The organism is Roseicitreum antarcticum (assembly GCF_014681765.1).
Classification (GTDB): Bacteria; Pseudomonadota; Alphaproteobacteria; order Rhodobacterales; family Rhodobacteraceae; genus Roseicitreum; species Roseicitreum antarcticum.
In genome coordinates, this window is the sequence record NZ_CP061498.1 from 2,026,159 (window position 1) to 2,040,350 (window position 14,192).

The 14,192-nt window shown below is 63.2% G+C and carries 16 protein-coding genes; 8 read left to right on the plus strand and 8 right to left on the minus strand.

Features of this window, described 5'->3' with window-relative positions; all coding sequences use genetic code 11:
* The first annotated feature begins 73 nt into the window (after window positions 1-73).
* Complete coding sequence (locus tag H9529_RS09730) at window positions 74-1,060, plus strand: complex I NDUFA9 subunit family protein (protein WP_092890023.1); 987 nt, start codon at window positions 74-76, stop codon at window positions 1,058-1,060.
* Between the two features lie 31 nt (window positions 1,061-1,091).
* On the opposite strand, the gene H9529_RS09735 is transcribed toward H9529_RS09730, so the two are convergent.
* The 3 genes from H9529_RS09735 to H9529_RS09745 form a co-directional block, all read right to left on the minus strand.
* Window positions 1,092-1,532 (minus strand): MarR family winged helix-turn-helix transcriptional regulator, encoded by a 441-nt coding sequence (locus tag H9529_RS09735; RefSeq protein ID WP_397544866.1) that lies wholly within the window; start codon window positions 1,530-1,532, stop codon window positions 1,092-1,094.
* A 206-nt stretch (window positions 1,533-1,738) separates the two neighbouring features.
* Window positions 1,739-1,996, minus strand: a complete 258-nt coding sequence (gene grxC, locus H9529_RS09740) for a glutaredoxin 3 (protein ID WP_092890031.1) — start codon at window positions 1,994-1,996, stop codon at window positions 1,739-1,741.
* Between the two features lie 44 nt (window positions 1,997-2,040).
* On the minus strand, window positions 2,041-2,775 hold the full coding sequence (locus H9529_RS09745; protein ID WP_397544867.1) for a ComF family protein: 735 nt from the start codon (window positions 2,773-2,775) through the stop codon (window positions 2,041-2,043).
* Between the two features lie 50 nt (window positions 2,776-2,825).
* Here H9529_RS09745 and H9529_RS09750 point away from each other — a divergent pair, with 50 nt between their 5' ends.
* Window positions 2,826-3,698, plus strand: coding sequence for a methyltransferase domain-containing protein (locus H9529_RS09750; RefSeq protein ID WP_092890034.1), 873 nt, complete (start codon window positions 2,826-2,828; stop codon window positions 3,696-3,698).
* A 116-nt stretch (window positions 3,699-3,814) separates the two neighbouring features.
* On the plus strand, window positions 3,815-4,873 hold the full coding sequence (gene hemH / locus H9529_RS09755; RefSeq protein WP_092890037.1) for a ferrochelatase: 1,059 nt from the start codon (window positions 3,815-3,817) through the stop codon (window positions 4,871-4,873).
* A gap of 129 nt (window positions 4,874-5,002) precedes the next feature.
* On the opposite strand, the gene H9529_RS09760 is transcribed toward hemH, so the two are convergent.
* Together H9529_RS09760 and H9529_RS09765 are read right to left on the minus strand one after the other, a co-directional pair.
* Window positions 5,003-5,185 (minus strand): hypothetical protein, encoded by a 183-nt coding sequence (locus H9529_RS09760; protein ID WP_092890040.1) that lies wholly within the window; start codon window positions 5,183-5,185, stop codon window positions 5,003-5,005.
* A 146-nt stretch (window positions 5,186-5,331) separates the two neighbouring features.
* Window positions 5,332-5,958 carry a L,D-transpeptidase gene (locus H9529_RS09765; RefSeq protein WP_092890042.1) on the minus strand — a complete coding sequence of 209 codons (627 nt, stop codon included), beginning with the start codon at window positions 5,956-5,958 and terminating at the stop codon, window positions 5,332-5,334.
* A gap of 151 nt (window positions 5,959-6,109) precedes the next feature.
* Here H9529_RS09765 and H9529_RS09770 point away from each other — a divergent pair, with 151 nt between their 5' ends.
* Window positions 6,110-6,673, plus strand: coding sequence for a CAP domain-containing protein (locus tag H9529_RS09770; RefSeq protein WP_092890045.1), 564 nt, complete (start codon window positions 6,110-6,112; stop codon window positions 6,671-6,673).
* 94 nt (window positions 6,674-6,767) lie between these two features.
* On the opposite strand, the gene H9529_RS09775 is transcribed toward H9529_RS09770, so the two are convergent.
* The 3 genes from H9529_RS09775 to H9529_RS09785 form a co-directional block, all read right to left on the minus strand.
* Window positions 6,768-7,424, minus strand: coding sequence for a YggS family pyridoxal phosphate-dependent enzyme (locus tag H9529_RS09775; protein ID WP_092890048.1), 657 nt, complete (start codon window positions 7,422-7,424; stop codon window positions 6,768-6,770).
* A gap of 4 nt (window positions 7,425-7,428) precedes the next feature.
* Window positions 7,429-7,716: a porin gene (locus H9529_RS09780; protein ID WP_176847142.1), complete on the minus strand. Its 288-nt coding sequence runs from the start codon at window positions 7,714-7,716 to the stop codon at window positions 7,429-7,431.
* 127 nt (window positions 7,717-7,843) lie between these two features.
* On the minus strand, window positions 7,844-8,698 hold the full coding sequence (locus H9529_RS09785; RefSeq protein ID WP_176847144.1) for a porin: 855 nt from the start codon (window positions 8,696-8,698) through the stop codon (window positions 7,844-7,846).
* Between the two features lie 427 nt (window positions 8,699-9,125).
* On the opposite strand from H9529_RS09785, the gene H9529_RS09790 reads away from it, so the two are divergent.
* From H9529_RS09790 to holA, 4 genes are all read left to right on the plus strand, one after another.
* Entirely contained in the window at window positions 9,126-9,635 is a 510-nt protein-coding gene (locus H9529_RS09790) for a DUF3576 domain-containing protein (RefSeq protein WP_092890059.1), read from the plus strand.
* A gap of 110 nt (window positions 9,636-9,745) precedes the next feature.
* Window positions 9,746-12,319: a leucine--tRNA ligase gene (gene leuS, locus H9529_RS09795; RefSeq protein WP_092890062.1), complete on the plus strand. Its 2,574-nt coding sequence runs from the start codon at window positions 9,746-9,748 to the stop codon at window positions 12,317-12,319.
* Window positions 12,306-12,833 (plus strand): LPS assembly lipoprotein LptE, encoded by a 528-nt coding sequence (gene lptE / locus H9529_RS09800; RefSeq protein WP_092890065.1) that lies wholly within the window; start codon window positions 12,306-12,308, stop codon window positions 12,831-12,833. Before leuS ends, lptE begins: the two co-directional genes overlap by 14 nt.
* 123 nt (window positions 12,834-12,956) lie before the next feature.
* Window positions 12,957-13,988 (plus strand): DNA polymerase III subunit delta, encoded by a 1,032-nt coding sequence (gene holA / locus H9529_RS09805; RefSeq protein WP_092890068.1) that lies wholly within the window; start codon window positions 12,957-12,959, stop codon window positions 13,986-13,988.
* The last annotated feature ends 204 nt before the right edge of the window (window positions 13,989-14,192 follow it).

The following is a 14,192-nucleotide window of genomic DNA, read 5'->3' on the forward strand; positions in this document are numbered from 1 at the left end:
AATTCCGGTGTTTTACCTTGTTCCCCAACCGCCTGAGGGCTATTTACGGGAACATTCAGAACCGGAGGTTTGCATGTCGAAACTCGTGACGATTTATGGTGGGTCCGGCTTTGTCGGGCGATACATCGCCCAGCAACTGGCGCAACAAGGCTGGCGCGTGCGCGTAGCGGTGCGTCGCCCAAATGAAGCGATCCATGTAAAACCCTACGGCGTCGTCGGACAGGTCGAACCCGTCCTGTGCAATATCCGCGATGATGATTCCGTGCGCGCAGTCATGCAAGGTGCCGATGCCGTCGTGAACTGCGTCGGCATTCTCGCCGAGACCGGGAAAAACAAGTTCGGGCTGGTGCAACACTACGGGGCCGAACGCGTCGCACGGATCGCAGCAGACCTTGGCGTGGCGCGCATGGTCCAAATCTCGGCGATCGGTGCCGACGCGGGGGCCAAAAGCATCTATGCCGAAACCAAGGGCAAGGGCGAGGCCGCGGTTCTGGCGCAATTCCCCGATGCCGTGATCCTGCGCCCCTCGATCATCTTTGGCCCCGAAGACGGGTTCTTCAACCGCTTTGCCGGCATGGCCCGCTTTGGTCCGGTTCTGCCGATGGTGGGCGCAGGCACCCGGTTCCAGCCGGTCTTCGTCGAGGACGTCGCGCGCGCCGCCGTCATGGGCGTTGAAGGCACGGCAAAGCCCGGCATCTATGAGCTGGGCGGGCCCGATGTCAAAACCTTCCGCGAACTGATGCAGATCATGCTGGCAGAGATACGCCGCAAGCGTATCCTGCTCAACGTGCCGTTCTTTGCTGCGACCATCATGGGCGGCGCGCTGGATTTCGCGCAGGCCCTGACACTGGGCGTGTTCCGCAATACCCTTCTGACGCGCGATCAAGTGCAGAACCTGAAACACGACAACGTGGTCAGCGGCGCAACCATGCGCTTTGAGGACCTGGGGATCACCCCGACCCCGATGGGCGCGGTATTGCCGACCTATCTCTATGCATACCGGCCCGGCGGCCAGTATGACGCCATCCGCGAATCGGCGCAGAGTTTTCGCAAAGGCTGACCCGGGCGGACCTCGACGGGTAAGGGGGCGGTTACAGATCGCCCTCCAGGCTGGCGCGCAATTCGCGCAGCACCGGGATCAGTGCCCGCACGCGCGCCGCACCCAGCCCGCGCACCTGTTCGCCAATCAGCGGGGTGATGGATTGCAGCGCGGCAGTGCGCGCGGTGCGGCCGGCGGGGCTGATCGACACGAACTTGCGCCGCGCGTCGTCCCAATCGGGACGGACATGGATGTATCCAGCCCATTCCAGCTTTGCCAGCGTGTTGCTCATCGCGCCCCGCGTCACATGGAACGACCGTGCCAGTTGCGCGGGTGTACGTTCCTCCTGCGCGCGGGCCAGCAGGTTCAGCACGCCGAAATGCGACAATTCCATCCCCTTGGGCAGAACCCGGGAAATCCGGTTGCGCGCCAACTGGTCCGCCATGAACAATTCACTGAAGAGGGCGGCGGCAAGATCGTCGTGACGTTCCATCACGCGGCCTCGGCGCGCCGGTATTGGGCCAGGGCTGGTGCCCGGCGCGGCGCATCAGCGGCAGGTACCCGCTGCAAATCAGGAAAGACGATGCCCGGCGCAGGTTTGTGCACGCCGGGCCGGAGCGCCGCGACGCGCACCGTTTTCAGCGTCGCTAACGGATCTCTCGAACCGAAAAGCTGCCTCCCCCCAGCGCGCATTCTGTCCTAGCCCTGTAACAATGCGTCAAGCTTGCCCGCATGCTCCAACGCGTGCAGTTCATCCGACCCGCCAACATGGGTGTCGCCGATGAAGATCTGTGGCACGGTCCGCGCGCCACCGGCGCGGCGGATCATCTCAGGCTTCTGATCGGGCGACGACAGAACGTCGATTTCGCTAAAGCTGACACCCTTCTGGGTCAGCAGGCGCTTGGCCGCGTGGCAAAAGCCACACAGCGGTGAGGTATAGAGTTCAACTGTTTGCATGATCCAGCCTTTCGCTTATCTGCGGTCTGCCAGATCATACGCATTTAATCCGCATGCGCAACGCGGGCCAGTGCCACAACCCGGACCGACGCCGCCCCAGCCGCGATGCAGGCCTCGGTCGCTGCGGCGAATGTTGCGCCCGAGGTCATGACATCATCCACCAACAAGATGTTGCGCCCGGCAGCCCGGACGCCCCGGGTTTTATGCGGAATCAGCGCGGCCTGCATATTGTCAAACCGCCCCATCCGGCCCCGCCCATCTTGGGTCCCGGTCGGCCGGGGCCGTACCAGCAGATCGGGGCAATGCTCGGCGCCCAGCACGCGCGCCACCGCCGCTGACAGGATCGCCGCCTGATTGTAGCGCCGCTGCGCGAAGCGACGCCAATGCAGCGGCACCGGAACGACCAGCATATCGGGTTGAAGCATTGGTTGTACTGCCCGCGCCATCCAGCGCCCGCAGGCGATGCCATAATCCAGCCGGTCACCATATTTCAGCCCCAGCACGATATAGCGCGCACGATCCCCGTACAGCATCGCCGCGCGGCCCTGCGTCCACGGCCGCGCCAGCGTCAGGCAATCGTCGCAAAGGACCCCGCCCACCGCCTCGCCCGGCAGCGGTATCCCACAACCGTCGCATACCAGCCCACCGATAAACCCGGCACGCGACCAACACGCAGGGCACAACGCATGCTCTTCTACCGTCGGGGTGTCGCAGGTCAGGCATTGCGGGGGGTACACCACGCGCAGCACATGGCGCAGGGTCAGCTTTTGCAATTTCACCCCATCCCTCCTAAATACCCCGCAATGGTTCCCGGCATGAAAGCCCTCTGATGACGCGCCCCCCCGCCTTGACCGACCGATCCGCCCTGAACCGCAACCGCCAACGCGCGTTGCAAAACGGGGATTTCTTCGCCCACACCCATATCGCCGCCGAGTTTCAGGAAAGACTGAATGAGGTTAACAGAACCTTTACGCGGCCCGCGATCGTCACCGGATTCCCCCATCTCTGGGCAGATTTTCTGCCCAACGCGACGCTCGTACCGGATGGGGAGATCCTTGACCTGCAACCCGGCGCGCATGATCTGATCATTGACGCGCTGACCCTGCATTGGGCGGATGATCCGGTGGGACAACTCGTGCAGGCCCGCCGGGCCTTGCTGCCCGACGGCATGTATCTGGCAGCCCTGCCCGGCGGCCAAACCCTGTCCGAATTGCGCAGCGCGCTGGCCGAGGCCGAGGTGGCGCTGACCGGCGGCCTGTCGCCGCGCGTGCTGCCCATGGCCGAAATCCGCGATCTGGGCGCACTGCTGCAAAGGGCGGGCTTCGCGCTACCCGTGGCCGACAGCGTGCTGCAAACCGCCAGCTACCGCGACCTGCGGCACCTGGCGGCCGATCTGCGCGCCATGGGCGAGGGAAACGCGCTAATGCAACGCCTGCGCCGACCTGCGCCGCGCGGCCTGATCGACCAGGCCGAAACCCTCTATCGTGCGAATTACCCGGCCCCGGACAATCGTATTCTTGCAAGCTTCGATTGCATCTACCTGACGGGTTGGGCCCCGTCGGCGGACCAGCCGCAACCGCTGCGCCCCGGGACGGCCCGCGCCCGGCTGGCCGACGCGCTTCAGACGCAAGAAACGCCGCTTGGCGACGCTGCGACACCATTGCCTGCCGCGCGGGGCCACGAATCCGGCCCGACAGATTGACCACGGGCCAAAAGCCTATATGTCCACGGCGATAAAGATACACCGCGCCACTTTGAATGAGGGACCACGCCATGTTGGATGCAAAGTCACGTCACGCCACGGGATGCCCCGTCCATATGGACCTTCCGGGCGCGGGTCGGCTGGCGCATGCTGGCGCGGACCATCCTCCGGTGCCGCAGGCGAAAATCGGCATCCTGCTGGCCAATCTGGGCACGCCCGACAATTACGACTACTGGTCGATGCGCCGCTACCTGAACGAATTCCTGTCCGACCGCCGGGTGATCGACTATTCGCCGTGGATCTGGCAGCCGCTGCTGCAACTCATCATCCTGACCAAACGCCCCTTCAGCTCTGGCGCGAATTACAAATCCATCTGGAACAACGAACAGGGCGAAAGCCCGCTGATGACCATCACCAAGGCCCAGACCGCCAAGATCACCACCACAATGCAAGACCGCTTCGGTGAGGGTGTCATGGTCGATTTTTGCATGCGCTACGGCAACCCTTCAACCAAGTCAAAAGTCGCCGCGATGGTTGCAGCGGGATGCGAGAAGATTCTGTTTTTCCCGCTCTATCCGCAGTATGCGGGCGCAACGACAGCCACCGCAAATGATCAGTTCTTCCGCGCGCTGATGGATGCGAAGTGGCAGCCCGCCTCGCGCACTGTACCGCCCTATTTCGACCAGCCGAGCTATATCGCCGCGCTTGGCGAATCGGTGAAGCGTGGCTGGGAAGCAGCGGATGAAGAGCCCGAGGTTCTGGTGTGCTCCTACCACGGCGTGCCAAAGCGCTATCTGATGGAGGGGGATCCCTACCATTGCCAGTGCCAGAAAACGACGCGGCTGCTGCGCGAATACCTCGGCTGGGACGAAAGCCGCATCATCACCACGTTCCAGTCGCGTTTTGGGCCGGAGGAATGGTTGCAACCCTATACGGTGGAAGAGGTTGCGCGGCAGGCCGAAAAGGGTGTCAAACGCCTGGCGGTGATCGCACCTGCGTTTTCAGCCGATTGCATCGAAACGCTGGAAGAGATCAACGAAGAGATCTGCGAAAGCTTCGAGGAAGCCGGCGGTGAACACTTTACCTATATCCCGTGCCTCAACGATGACGTCGCCCATATTGCAGCGCTGTGCGAAGTGATCGAAGCGAATCTGCAAGGTTGGATCACCAGATGACAGAGGCGTCGCGGTGCCGCGCATCTGAACTTCCCGGCGCCACACTGGACTCGCGCTATAGCCTTGGTTGCAAAGAAAAAGGGTGGTGAGTTTCCCCACCACCCTTTTCAGATTCAACTTAGCGTTGAATCAGCGGCTGACAGCAGCTGCTGCAACCAGAACCAGAAGCAGGATCGGAACGATGATCCCGCCGGCCGAAGAGGACGTGTCCTCAACGATCACTTCCGGCTCGATGACCGGCTCAGCGTAGTTGCCAGCGAAGGCAGAAGTAGCTGCAAGCGAGAACGCTGCTGCGAGTGCGAATTTTTTCATGTTAACCTCCAGTAATCGCCCGTGGCCATCAATTTCACAGAATGGCACAGACACCCAAGACAAAAGTCGTGCTTTGTTGAAACCATTTTGCCCTGTGAAATGCAACTGGGCAACTCAGTGATTTCGCGTGGATTCTCGCGGCATCGTCAAATTAGCAACACCTGTGTGCCGACCTGCGCAAGGCTGAAAAGCTCGGCGATATGTTGGTTGTAAAGACCGATGCACCCATTTGACGACCGTCGCCCGATCTTGCGCGTGTCATGCGTCCCGTGGATGCGGTAAAACTGCCAGGACAGGTACAGTGCATGCGTTCCCAATGGGTTATCCGGGCCGGGGGGCACGAAGGCGGGCCATGCCGGGTTGCGCGCGCGCATGGAAGGTGTGGGCGCCCACGACGGACCATCCACTTTCCGGATCACGCTGGTGCGCCCGCGCCGGGTCAGATCATCGCTCATCGGGACGGAAGAAGGGTACAGGCGATAGGTGCGCGCATCCGCCGACCAGAAATGGACTGCGCGGCTGTCCATATCACACAGGATCGCCCCACCCCGCAGATCACTGAAATAGGTTTGCCAGTTCACCGTGCGGAAACTCGACATATTGCGCCGAGTCGTTTCGCGAACACTCGTCTCCATCTCGGTCGAGTCACCCATCAGGGTTTGTGCCACTGCCGTCTGGCGAAGCAGCATCGGCGCGCAAAACGCACCAAAACCAACGGCAGCCCCGGTCAGAAATCGCCGACGGTTCGAACCTTGCGGATCAGATTCAGACATCAAAGTTATCCTGCCCTTATTTTCTTGATTTTTAGTGTATTACACAGACGACACAGGTGCAATTCTGTCGGCACGACTCACGCAGAGTTGCGTTTGAACTATGCGGCAATACCAACTAAGCAGCATTAGAAAAATAAATGGACGCATGCCAATGACCCGCTTTCTAAGCCTTTCGATCGTTTCCCTTCTTGCGCTGGCCGCCTGCGAAACCACCAACCAAGCAATGCGGATGGGCCCGGATGGCAGACCGCTGCCAGTGGTCTATCGTATTGGAGAGAATGACGTTTCCCGCGTTCAGGTGCGAATGCGCGATGCGATGAACACCCTGCGCGCGCAATCCGGGCTGGCGCCGCTGGAACTGAACGCGCAGTTGACCAGCGCCGCCGCGACCCATGCGCGTGACATGTCGGTGCAGCAACGGCCCTGGCACTTTGGCTCCGATGGCTCGTCCCCTGTCGATCGCGCGCGGCGCGCGGGATATACCGGCGTGATGACGGGTGAGCTGATTTCCGAGACCTTTGAGACCGAGCTTGAGACGTTGAATGCCTGGATGGGCGCGCGGGAAACACGGGTCGTGTTGCTGGACACGCGCCCCCGCGAGATGGGATTCGCCTTCCATCAAGATCCGAACGGCAAGCTGTGGTGGGCTTTGGTCATGGGCCAACCCGCGCAATTTGCGATGGCCGGGGACGCAACCGGCGCGCTAATGCGCTGAATTCAAGGTATAAAAACGCCCAATGCCCATACCAGTGCCCCGTACCAGCGCCCCATAGCGGCCCCGGGCGTTTTTTGGGGGTCGGCAAAAGGCGCTAGTGCGGGCTGATCCGCGCGCCGAAAATCGCCGAGCCGACGCGGATATGAGTCGCGCCATGGGCCACGGCGGTTTCGAAATCGTCGCTCATGCCCATCGACAAGCCTGACAGGTCGTTGCGCGCGGCGATTTTTGCCAGCATTTCAAAGTGTTGCGCAGCATCCTCCTCTACCGGGGGGATGCACATCAGCCCAAGCAACGGCAAGTTCAGGGCACGCACCTCGGCAATGAAGCTGTCGGCGGATTCGGGCAGGATGCCTGCCTTCTGCGGCTCTGCCCCGGTGTTGATCTGGATGAAAACATCGGGGCTTTGACCGCGCTCCTGCGCCAGCCGCGCCAGGGTCTGCGCCAGCTTTGGCCGGTCCAGCGTGTGGATTACGTCAAATAATTCAACGGCTTGCCGCGCCTTGTTGGTTTGCAGCGGGCCGATCAGGTGCAGGGTCACGCCCGCAAATTCATCGCGGAAACCGGGCCATTTTCCCATGGCCTCCTGCACGCGATTCTCGCCAAAGCTGCGGTGGCCCTCTACCAGCACATCGCGCACGCGGGAATCGGGTTGAACCTTGGACACGGCGATCAGGTCGACGCTGCCCGGGGCACGGTTTGCGGCCCGTTCGGCTGCGGACAGCCGGGCGGAGATATCTTGCAATGTCATGGGGTTACTGTCCGATAAAGACCGAGCCGCGCGGGCGCGCGTCGGGGCGGTTCACGTCGTGATCGACCTCTACCCCGAAGGTCAGGCCATTGTCGGTCTGGCCCTGCATCTGCAGGCGGACGCGGATACGGCTGTCAAATTTGACGCCCTTATCGGGGCCGCTGTCGGCGGCAACCACACCCATCCGGGCTTCGCCAGTCATGGTGATCTGCGCCAGTGCGGGACCCGGCAAAAACGCCAGAAACAGCAGTATGGAAACCGTATGGTTTCGGTATGGTTTTGGTATGGGCATGAAACAGATCATGCCGAAATCCGGCACCATTCGCAAGCCATGTCCAAAACGACGGGCAAAGCGACGGGCACAAAAGAAAAGAGCGGGCACAAGGCCCGCTCTTTCCGCAACTTTTGATCGGTTAGGATCAGAAGTCGAATGCGATACCGAAGTCAGCGCGGGTCGCGTCGCCAACTGCCAGCTCTTGACGAACGATGCCGCCTTTCAGTGCTGCGCCGCCGCCCAGATCGTAGGAGCCGCCGATGCCGTAGTGGGTCAGATCGGTGAAGTCGCGACGAACGAATGCCGACACGCCAACTGCGTCGAAGGTTGCCGAAGCGGACAGACCGTACTGAGCGCTCACAGCACCGGTTGCATCACCGTAGGTTGCCTTCAGGTCGACGTTCGAGAGGGAGTACGAAACGTAACCGATGGTGTGGTTGGCCGAAGCGACGTTGTTGCGCTCATGACCGATACCGATGCCGAAGCCGTCGAATTCGTAGCCAGCACCGATCGAGTATACTTCGTTACCACCACCGGGGTTGTCGATCGACAGGGCCAGTTTCAGGCCGTCCAGGGTGTACTGGTAGCGCATTGCGGAACGTGCAACTGCGCCGCCGTTCGACAGGTAGGCGTTCTCGTTCAGATCGCCGATGCCGGTCAGGCCAACGCCGTGCAGGTCGCCAACGATGTATTCGGCAGCGCCCGAGGTGTCGCCCATGGTGATGCGGCCGAAGTCGCCTGCGATGAACACGGAACCACCGGTACCAGCGTTACCAGCAGGAGCGTTGTCAGCGCGGATCGAGCCGCCGAACTGCAGGCCGCCATCGGTTTCGCCCGAACCCGAGAAGCTGATACGGATACGGCTGGTGAACGCCATTTTATCAACAGCGCTGTTGTCGTAGGTAACGCCCATGCGGCCCGAGCCGCCTACGGTGACGTCTGCAGCAGCAACGCCAGCCGACAGGACCAGTGCGGTCGAAGCAAGAAGAATGTTTTTCATTTGGTTTTCCCTCGTGTGTATTAAGGATCTGCCCATCTTGGCTGTAAGCTGGGTCTGCATCTATTTCGATTCTTTCGGGCCTTTTTGCAAGACGAAGGGACACCCCCCGGTCAATGTACCAGATCGTGGTGCAGAATTGCCACGCCCGCTGTGGAGGGCGCCGGACACTTCGCTGCGTCGGGCCGGTGCGTCGGGCCGCTGCGTCGGGTCGGCGCACCGGGGCCCGGGGAAGCGGGGAGCACGGGATGCGCGCGGCGTGCGCTCTAAATCTACACTCTATAGATTCCGGGGGAATCGTGGCGGTGCTGCGCCGCCCCGGGACTGCACGCCGGGGCCCGGCCTTCGGGGCGGCGCGCGGCGGAAACCCCTTGTTCCGTGTCGGTCGCTCGGCTACAGGTGACATGGATGTTATCAGGGGGCCGGTGGTATGACCTTCCATAAATATGCGCGTTTTGCGGTGACGGGTGGGCTTTTGCTGGCCCTGTCGGCCTGTGGCGGGACTGGCGGCGGCGGGCTGGGTGCCTTGTTTTCGCGCACCCCGACGGAGAACGCGGGCAGCGAGCCGCAGCGTCTGACGCCGGCCGAACAGCGGCAATCGACGTTTTTCGATCTGTTCACCAATGTTGACGACCCCAACACCACTGTTGAAGTGAACCGTTATATCTGGAACGCCGCGCTGGAAGTGCTGGATTTCCTGCCTGTTCAGTCGGTTGATCCGTTCTCGGGCGTGTTTGTCACCGGATTCGGCACGCCGCCGGGTGGCGGGCAGGCCTACCGCGCCACGGTGCAGGTGACCGACCCCGCGCTGGATGCCCGGTCGCTGAACCTGGCGCTGGTCACGCGCGGCGGCCCTGCCAGCCGCGAGACGGTGCGCGCGGTGGAAGATGCGATTCTGACGCGGGCACGGCAGTTGCGGGTGCGCGAGCGCGGGCTTTAAGGGGCCTTCGCCCGCTCTGGACGGTCCGCCGCTGCGACGCTACACCAACACCGGGCCGCGCAGGCCCGGTTTTTTCATATCTGACATACTCAGAACGATAAGGGGCGATCATGGTCAGCCAGCACGACGCGCGCTATCAGCCGCAGGAATTGGAACGCACATGGCAGGCCGCATGGGACCGGGCGGATGTGTTCACCGCGCAGCGTGACCCGTCAAAGCCGAAATACTATGTGCTGGAGATGTTCCCCTACCCGTCCGGCCGCATTCACATGGGCCATGTGCGCAACTATACGATGGGCGATGTGGTGGCGCGCTACAAACTGGCGCGCGGGTTCTCGGTGCTGCACCCGATGGGCTGGGATGCCTTCGGCATGCCCGCCGAGAACGCCGCGATGGAACAGGGCGGCCACCCCAAGGACTGGACCTATAACAACATCAACGTGATGCGCGGACAGATGAAGCCGCTGGGCCTGTCGATCGACTGGAGCCGCGAGTTTGCGACCTGTGACCCGGAATATTATGGCCAGCAACAGGCGATGTTCATCGACATGCTGGCCGCCGGGCTGGTGTACCGCAAGAATGCCGTGGTGAACTGGGACCCGGTGGACATGACCGTGCTGGCCAATGAACAGGTGATCGACGGCAAGGGCTGGCGGTCGGGCGCCGATGTGGAACGGCGCGAGCTGACGCAATGGTTCTTCCGCATCAGCGATTATTCGGCGGAACTGTTGGCAGCGCTGGACGGCCTGCCCGATTGGCCGGAAAAGGTGCGGCTGATGCAGAAGAACTGGATCGGCCAGTCGCGGGGGCTGCAATTCGCGTTTTCCACCGTGGACGCGCCCGAAGGGTTTGACCGGATCGAGGTATATACCACCCGCCCCGACACGCTGATGGGCGCGTCGTTTGTGGCCGTGTCGCCCGACCATCCGCTGGCCCGGCATCTGGAGCGGCACGACGCCGGGGTCGCCGCCTTTGTCGCCGATTGCCGGCGCACCGGCACGACCGAGGAAGCGTTGGAAAAGGCGGAAAAGCGCGGCCTGAACACCGGCCTGCGCGTGCGGCATCCCTTTGATACGGAATGGGAATTGCCGGTCTATATCGCGAATTTCATCTTGATGGATTACGGCACCGGCGCGATCTTCGGCGTGCCTGCCCATGACCAGCGGGATATGGATTTCGCGCGCAAGTATGATTTGCCGGTGCATGATGTGTTTCACGCGCAAGACGACGAAACCCCCGTGGACGGAACCGCCTTCGTGCCGCCAAAGACCGAGCCCGTGCGCTATATCCGTGGATTCGCGGGCGCCGAGGTGCAGACCGGGGCCGACGCGGTCGAGGCCGCGATCGCCTTTTGCGAGGAACGCGGCATCGGGCGCGGGGTGACGCAATATCGCCTGCGCGACTGGGGCCTGTCGCGGCAACGCTACTGGGGCTGTCCGATTCCTGTCGTGCATTGCGACACCTGCGGCGTGGTGCCAGAGCGTAAGAAAAACCTGCCCATCGCCCTGCCTTATGATGAGGACGGCGCGCCCATCGACTTCTCCATTCCCGGCAACCCGCTGGGTCGGCACCCGACATGGAGCCAATGCACCTGCCCGGAATGCGGCGCGCCCGCGCGGCGGGAAACCGACACGATGGATACGTTTGTCGATTCCAGCTGGTACTACGCCCGCTTCACCGCGCCCCGCGCCACCACGCCCACCGATCTGGCCGAGGCCGAATACTGGATGAACGTGGACCAGTATATCGGGGGGGTGGAACATGCGATTCTGCACCTGCTGTACTCGCGCTTCTTCGCCCGGGCGATGGCAAAGACCGGCCACCTGCCCGTCCGCGCGATCGAGCCGTTCAACGCGCTGTTCACGCAAGGGATGGTCACGCATGAAATCTATCTGACCCGCGACGCCAGTGGCCGCGCGGTCTATCACCTGCCTGAGGATGTGACCGACGGCAAACTGGCCGATGGGACGGCCGTCACCATCATCCCCTCCGCCAAAATGTCGAAATCGAAAAAGAACGTGGTGGACCCGGTGAATATCATCACCGCCTTCGGGGCCGATACCGCGCGCTGGTTCGTCATGTCCGACAGCCCGCCCGAACGCGACGTAGAATGGACCAGCGCGGGGGCCGAGGCCGCGTTCAAGCATTTGTCGCGCGTCTGGGCACTGGCTGACCGGATTGCGGCCATGCCCGCCGATACAGGTTCGGGCGACGAAGACCTGCTGCGCGCCATGCACCGCGCCATCGACAGCATCACGAAATCCATCGAAAGCTTCGCCTTCAACAAGGCGATTGCCGATCTCTACAGCCTGACCAACACGCTGTCGAAATCGCAGGCCGGGGCCGACACGCAGACCCATGTGATGCGCACGCTTTCGCAGTTGATGGCGCCCATGGTGCCGCATCTGGCCGAAGACATCTGGGCGCGGCTGGGCGGCGAAGGGTTGGCGGTGCAGGCCCCATGGCCGGTGGCCGACCCTGCGATGCTGGTGGCCGACACGCTGATCTTGCCGATCCAGATCAACGGCAAGCGGCGGTCGGAAATCACCGTGCCCGCCGAAGCCACCAAACAAGAGGTTGAAAAAATGGCTTTGGCAGATGATGCTGTGATCAAGGCGCTGGCCGGGGCCACGCCGAAAAAGCTGATCGTGGTGCCGGGGCGGATCGTGAATGTCGTTGTCTGATTCTCATGCCTTCGTCACGGGCCGCAGGGTCACCCGGCGCGCGGCATGTCTGCTGCTGACCGGCGCGGCGCTGGCGGCCTGCGGCTTCACCCCGGTGCATGCGCCCGGCGGTACGGGCGCGGCCCTGCGCGGTCAGGTGGCCGCTGCGGCCCCGCAGACCCGCGCGGATTTTGCCTTTGTCGCGGCGCTTGAGGACCGGCTGGGCCGCGCCACCGCGCCGCGCTATCAACTGGGATATACCATCATGCTGCGCCGCATCGGCGGCGCGGATGTCCGCGATCTGGGCGATACACGGTTTCAACTGGCCGGGACGCTGGACTATCGCCTGACCGAAACGGGCGGCGGCACGCAGGTGGCATCGGGCCGTGTGGACAGCACCGCCGCTTATTCCAGCACCAGCACCCAGTTGGCGACGCTTTCCGCCGCCGAGGATGCCGAGGCCCGGCTGATGCGCATTCTGGCCGACCAGCTGGTGCCCCGGCTGATGATCGCGCTGGACGGGCGCGCACCATGAGGGAACGTGTGATGCGTAACGCGGCAGGTTGCGCCTGCGCTGCCCCGCGCCTGGCGCTACGCCGCCCTTGGGTCAAACCGGCCCAACCATGACGGTGGCCCCCCTCATGAAACCAGCCTGCCCATGAAACTTACGGGCCGAGACGCCAGCCGCTATTTCGCCCAGCCCGACCCGAAACGCGCCGGGCTGTTGATTTTTGGCGCCGATGCAATGCGCGTCGCCCTGCGCCGGCAAGAAGTCATCAGCGCCCTGATCGGCCCCGAAGGCGACGCCGAGATGCGGCTGACCCGCCTGCAAGCAGGCGATCTGCGCCGGGACGCCGCCGCCGTGCATGACGCGGTAAAGGCGCAGGGCTTCTTTCCCGGCCCGCGCGTGGTCTTCGTCGAGGACGCGACCGACACGATCACCGACGCGCTGGCCGCTGCGCTGACCGATTGGGCGGCAGGCGATGCGCACATCGTCGTCACCGGCGGCGCGCTGAAAGCCACGTCTAAGCTGCGCAAGCTGTTCGAGGGCGCGCGCACCACTGTCGCCATCGGTCTCTACGACGACCCGCCCTCGCGCGAAGAGGTCGAGGCGACATTGCGCGACGCGGGCTTGCGCGACATCACGCCAGACGCGCTGTCCGATCTCCTGGAATTGTCGCGCAACCTCGATCCCGGCGATTTCCGCCAGACCGTGCAGAAAATCGCGCTCTATAAATATCGCGATGACAGCCCCCTGACGCCCGCCGAGGTGCAGGTGAATGCCCCCCTCAGCCAAGAGGCGGATGTGGATGAGATCTTGCATGCGGTCGCCGAATCGCGGCTGACCGACATCGCCACGCTGCTGGCACGGCTGCAAGGGCAAGGCGTGACGCCGGTATCGCTGTGCATCGGGGCGACGCGGCACTTCCGTACGCTGCATGCCGCCTGCGCCGATCCCGGCGGGCCGGGGGCGGGTATCGCGAAACTGCGCCCGCCAGTCTTTGGCCCGCGCCGCGACAAGATGCTGAAACAGGCGCAGGACTGGGGCCTGCCCCGGCTGGAAGACGCGCTGAGCCGCCTGACCGAAACGGACCTGACGCTGCGATCCGCGTCGCGCGCGCCGAATATGGCGCTGATCGAACGCACGTTCATCCAGCTTGCGATGCTGGCCCGGGCGAAACGGCGGTAAGGTGGGGTTTGATCCTCTATGGAATTGTCGGCAGTGCATCGGGGGGCCGCAGCAATAATGTGCGTGGAAATCGCAATTTCCAGGATCCCAAGCGTAGGGCCCCCGGCTCAAAGGCACGCCAACACGTCGCAGCCGGTGCATCTGGCGGGCGCGTCTGCCCCTTTGACACGCACAATGCCCCCGTCGCCATTGATCCCGGGTTCA

Coding starts and splice junctions, on each gene's coding strand:
- H9529_RS09730 (WP_092890023.1), top strand. CDS start 74: ATGTCGAAACTCGTGACGATTTATGGTGGGTCCGGCTTTGTCGGGCGA.
- grxC (WP_092890031.1), bottom strand. CDS start 1,996: ATGCAAACAGTTGAACTCTATACCTCACCGCTGTGTGGCTTTTGCCAC.
- hemH (WP_092890037.1), top strand. CDS start 3,815: ATGGACCTTCCGGGCGCGGGTCGGCTGGCGCATGCTGGCGCGGACCAT.
- H9529_RS09760 (WP_092890040.1), bottom strand. CDS start 5,185: ATGAAAAAATTCGCACTCGCAGCAGCGTTCTCGCTTGCAGCTACTTCT.
- H9529_RS09750 (WP_092890034.1), top strand. CDS start 2,826: ATGACGCGCCCCCCCGCCTTGACCGACCGATCCGCCCTGAACCGCAAC.
- H9529_RS09775 (WP_092890048.1), bottom strand. CDS start 7,424: ATGACATTGCAAGATATCTCCGCCCGGCTGTCCGCAGCCGAACGGGCC.
- H9529_RS09770 (WP_092890045.1), top strand. CDS start 6,110: ATGACCCGCTTTCTAAGCCTTTCGATCGTTTCCCTTCTTGCGCTGGCC.
- H9529_RS09765 (WP_092890042.1), bottom strand. CDS start 5,958: ATGTCTGAATCTGATCCGCAAGGTTCGAACCGTCGGCGATTTCTGACC.
- holA (WP_092890068.1), top strand. CDS start 12,957: ATGAAACTTACGGGCCGAGACGCCAGCCGCTATTTCGCCCAGCCCGAC.
- H9529_RS09785 (WP_176847144.1), bottom strand. CDS start 8,698: ATGAAAAACATTCTTCTTGCTTCGACCGCACTGGTCCTGTCGGCTGGC.
- H9529_RS09735 (WP_397544866.1), bottom strand. CDS start 1,532: ATGGAACGTCACGACGATCTTGCCGCCGCCCTCTTCAGTGAATTGTTC.
- lptE (WP_092890065.1), top strand. CDS start 12,306: ATGTCGTTGTCTGATTCTCATGCCTTCGTCACGGGCCGCAGGGTCACC.
- leuS (WP_092890062.1), top strand. CDS start 9,746: ATGGTCAGCCAGCACGACGCGCGCTATCAGCCGCAGGAATTGGAACGC.
- H9529_RS09790 (WP_092890059.1), top strand. CDS start 9,126: ATGACCTTCCATAAATATGCGCGTTTTGCGGTGACGGGTGGGCTTTTG.
- H9529_RS09780 (WP_176847142.1), bottom strand. CDS start 7,716: ATGCCCATACCAAAACCATACCGAAACCATACGGTTTCCATACTGCTG.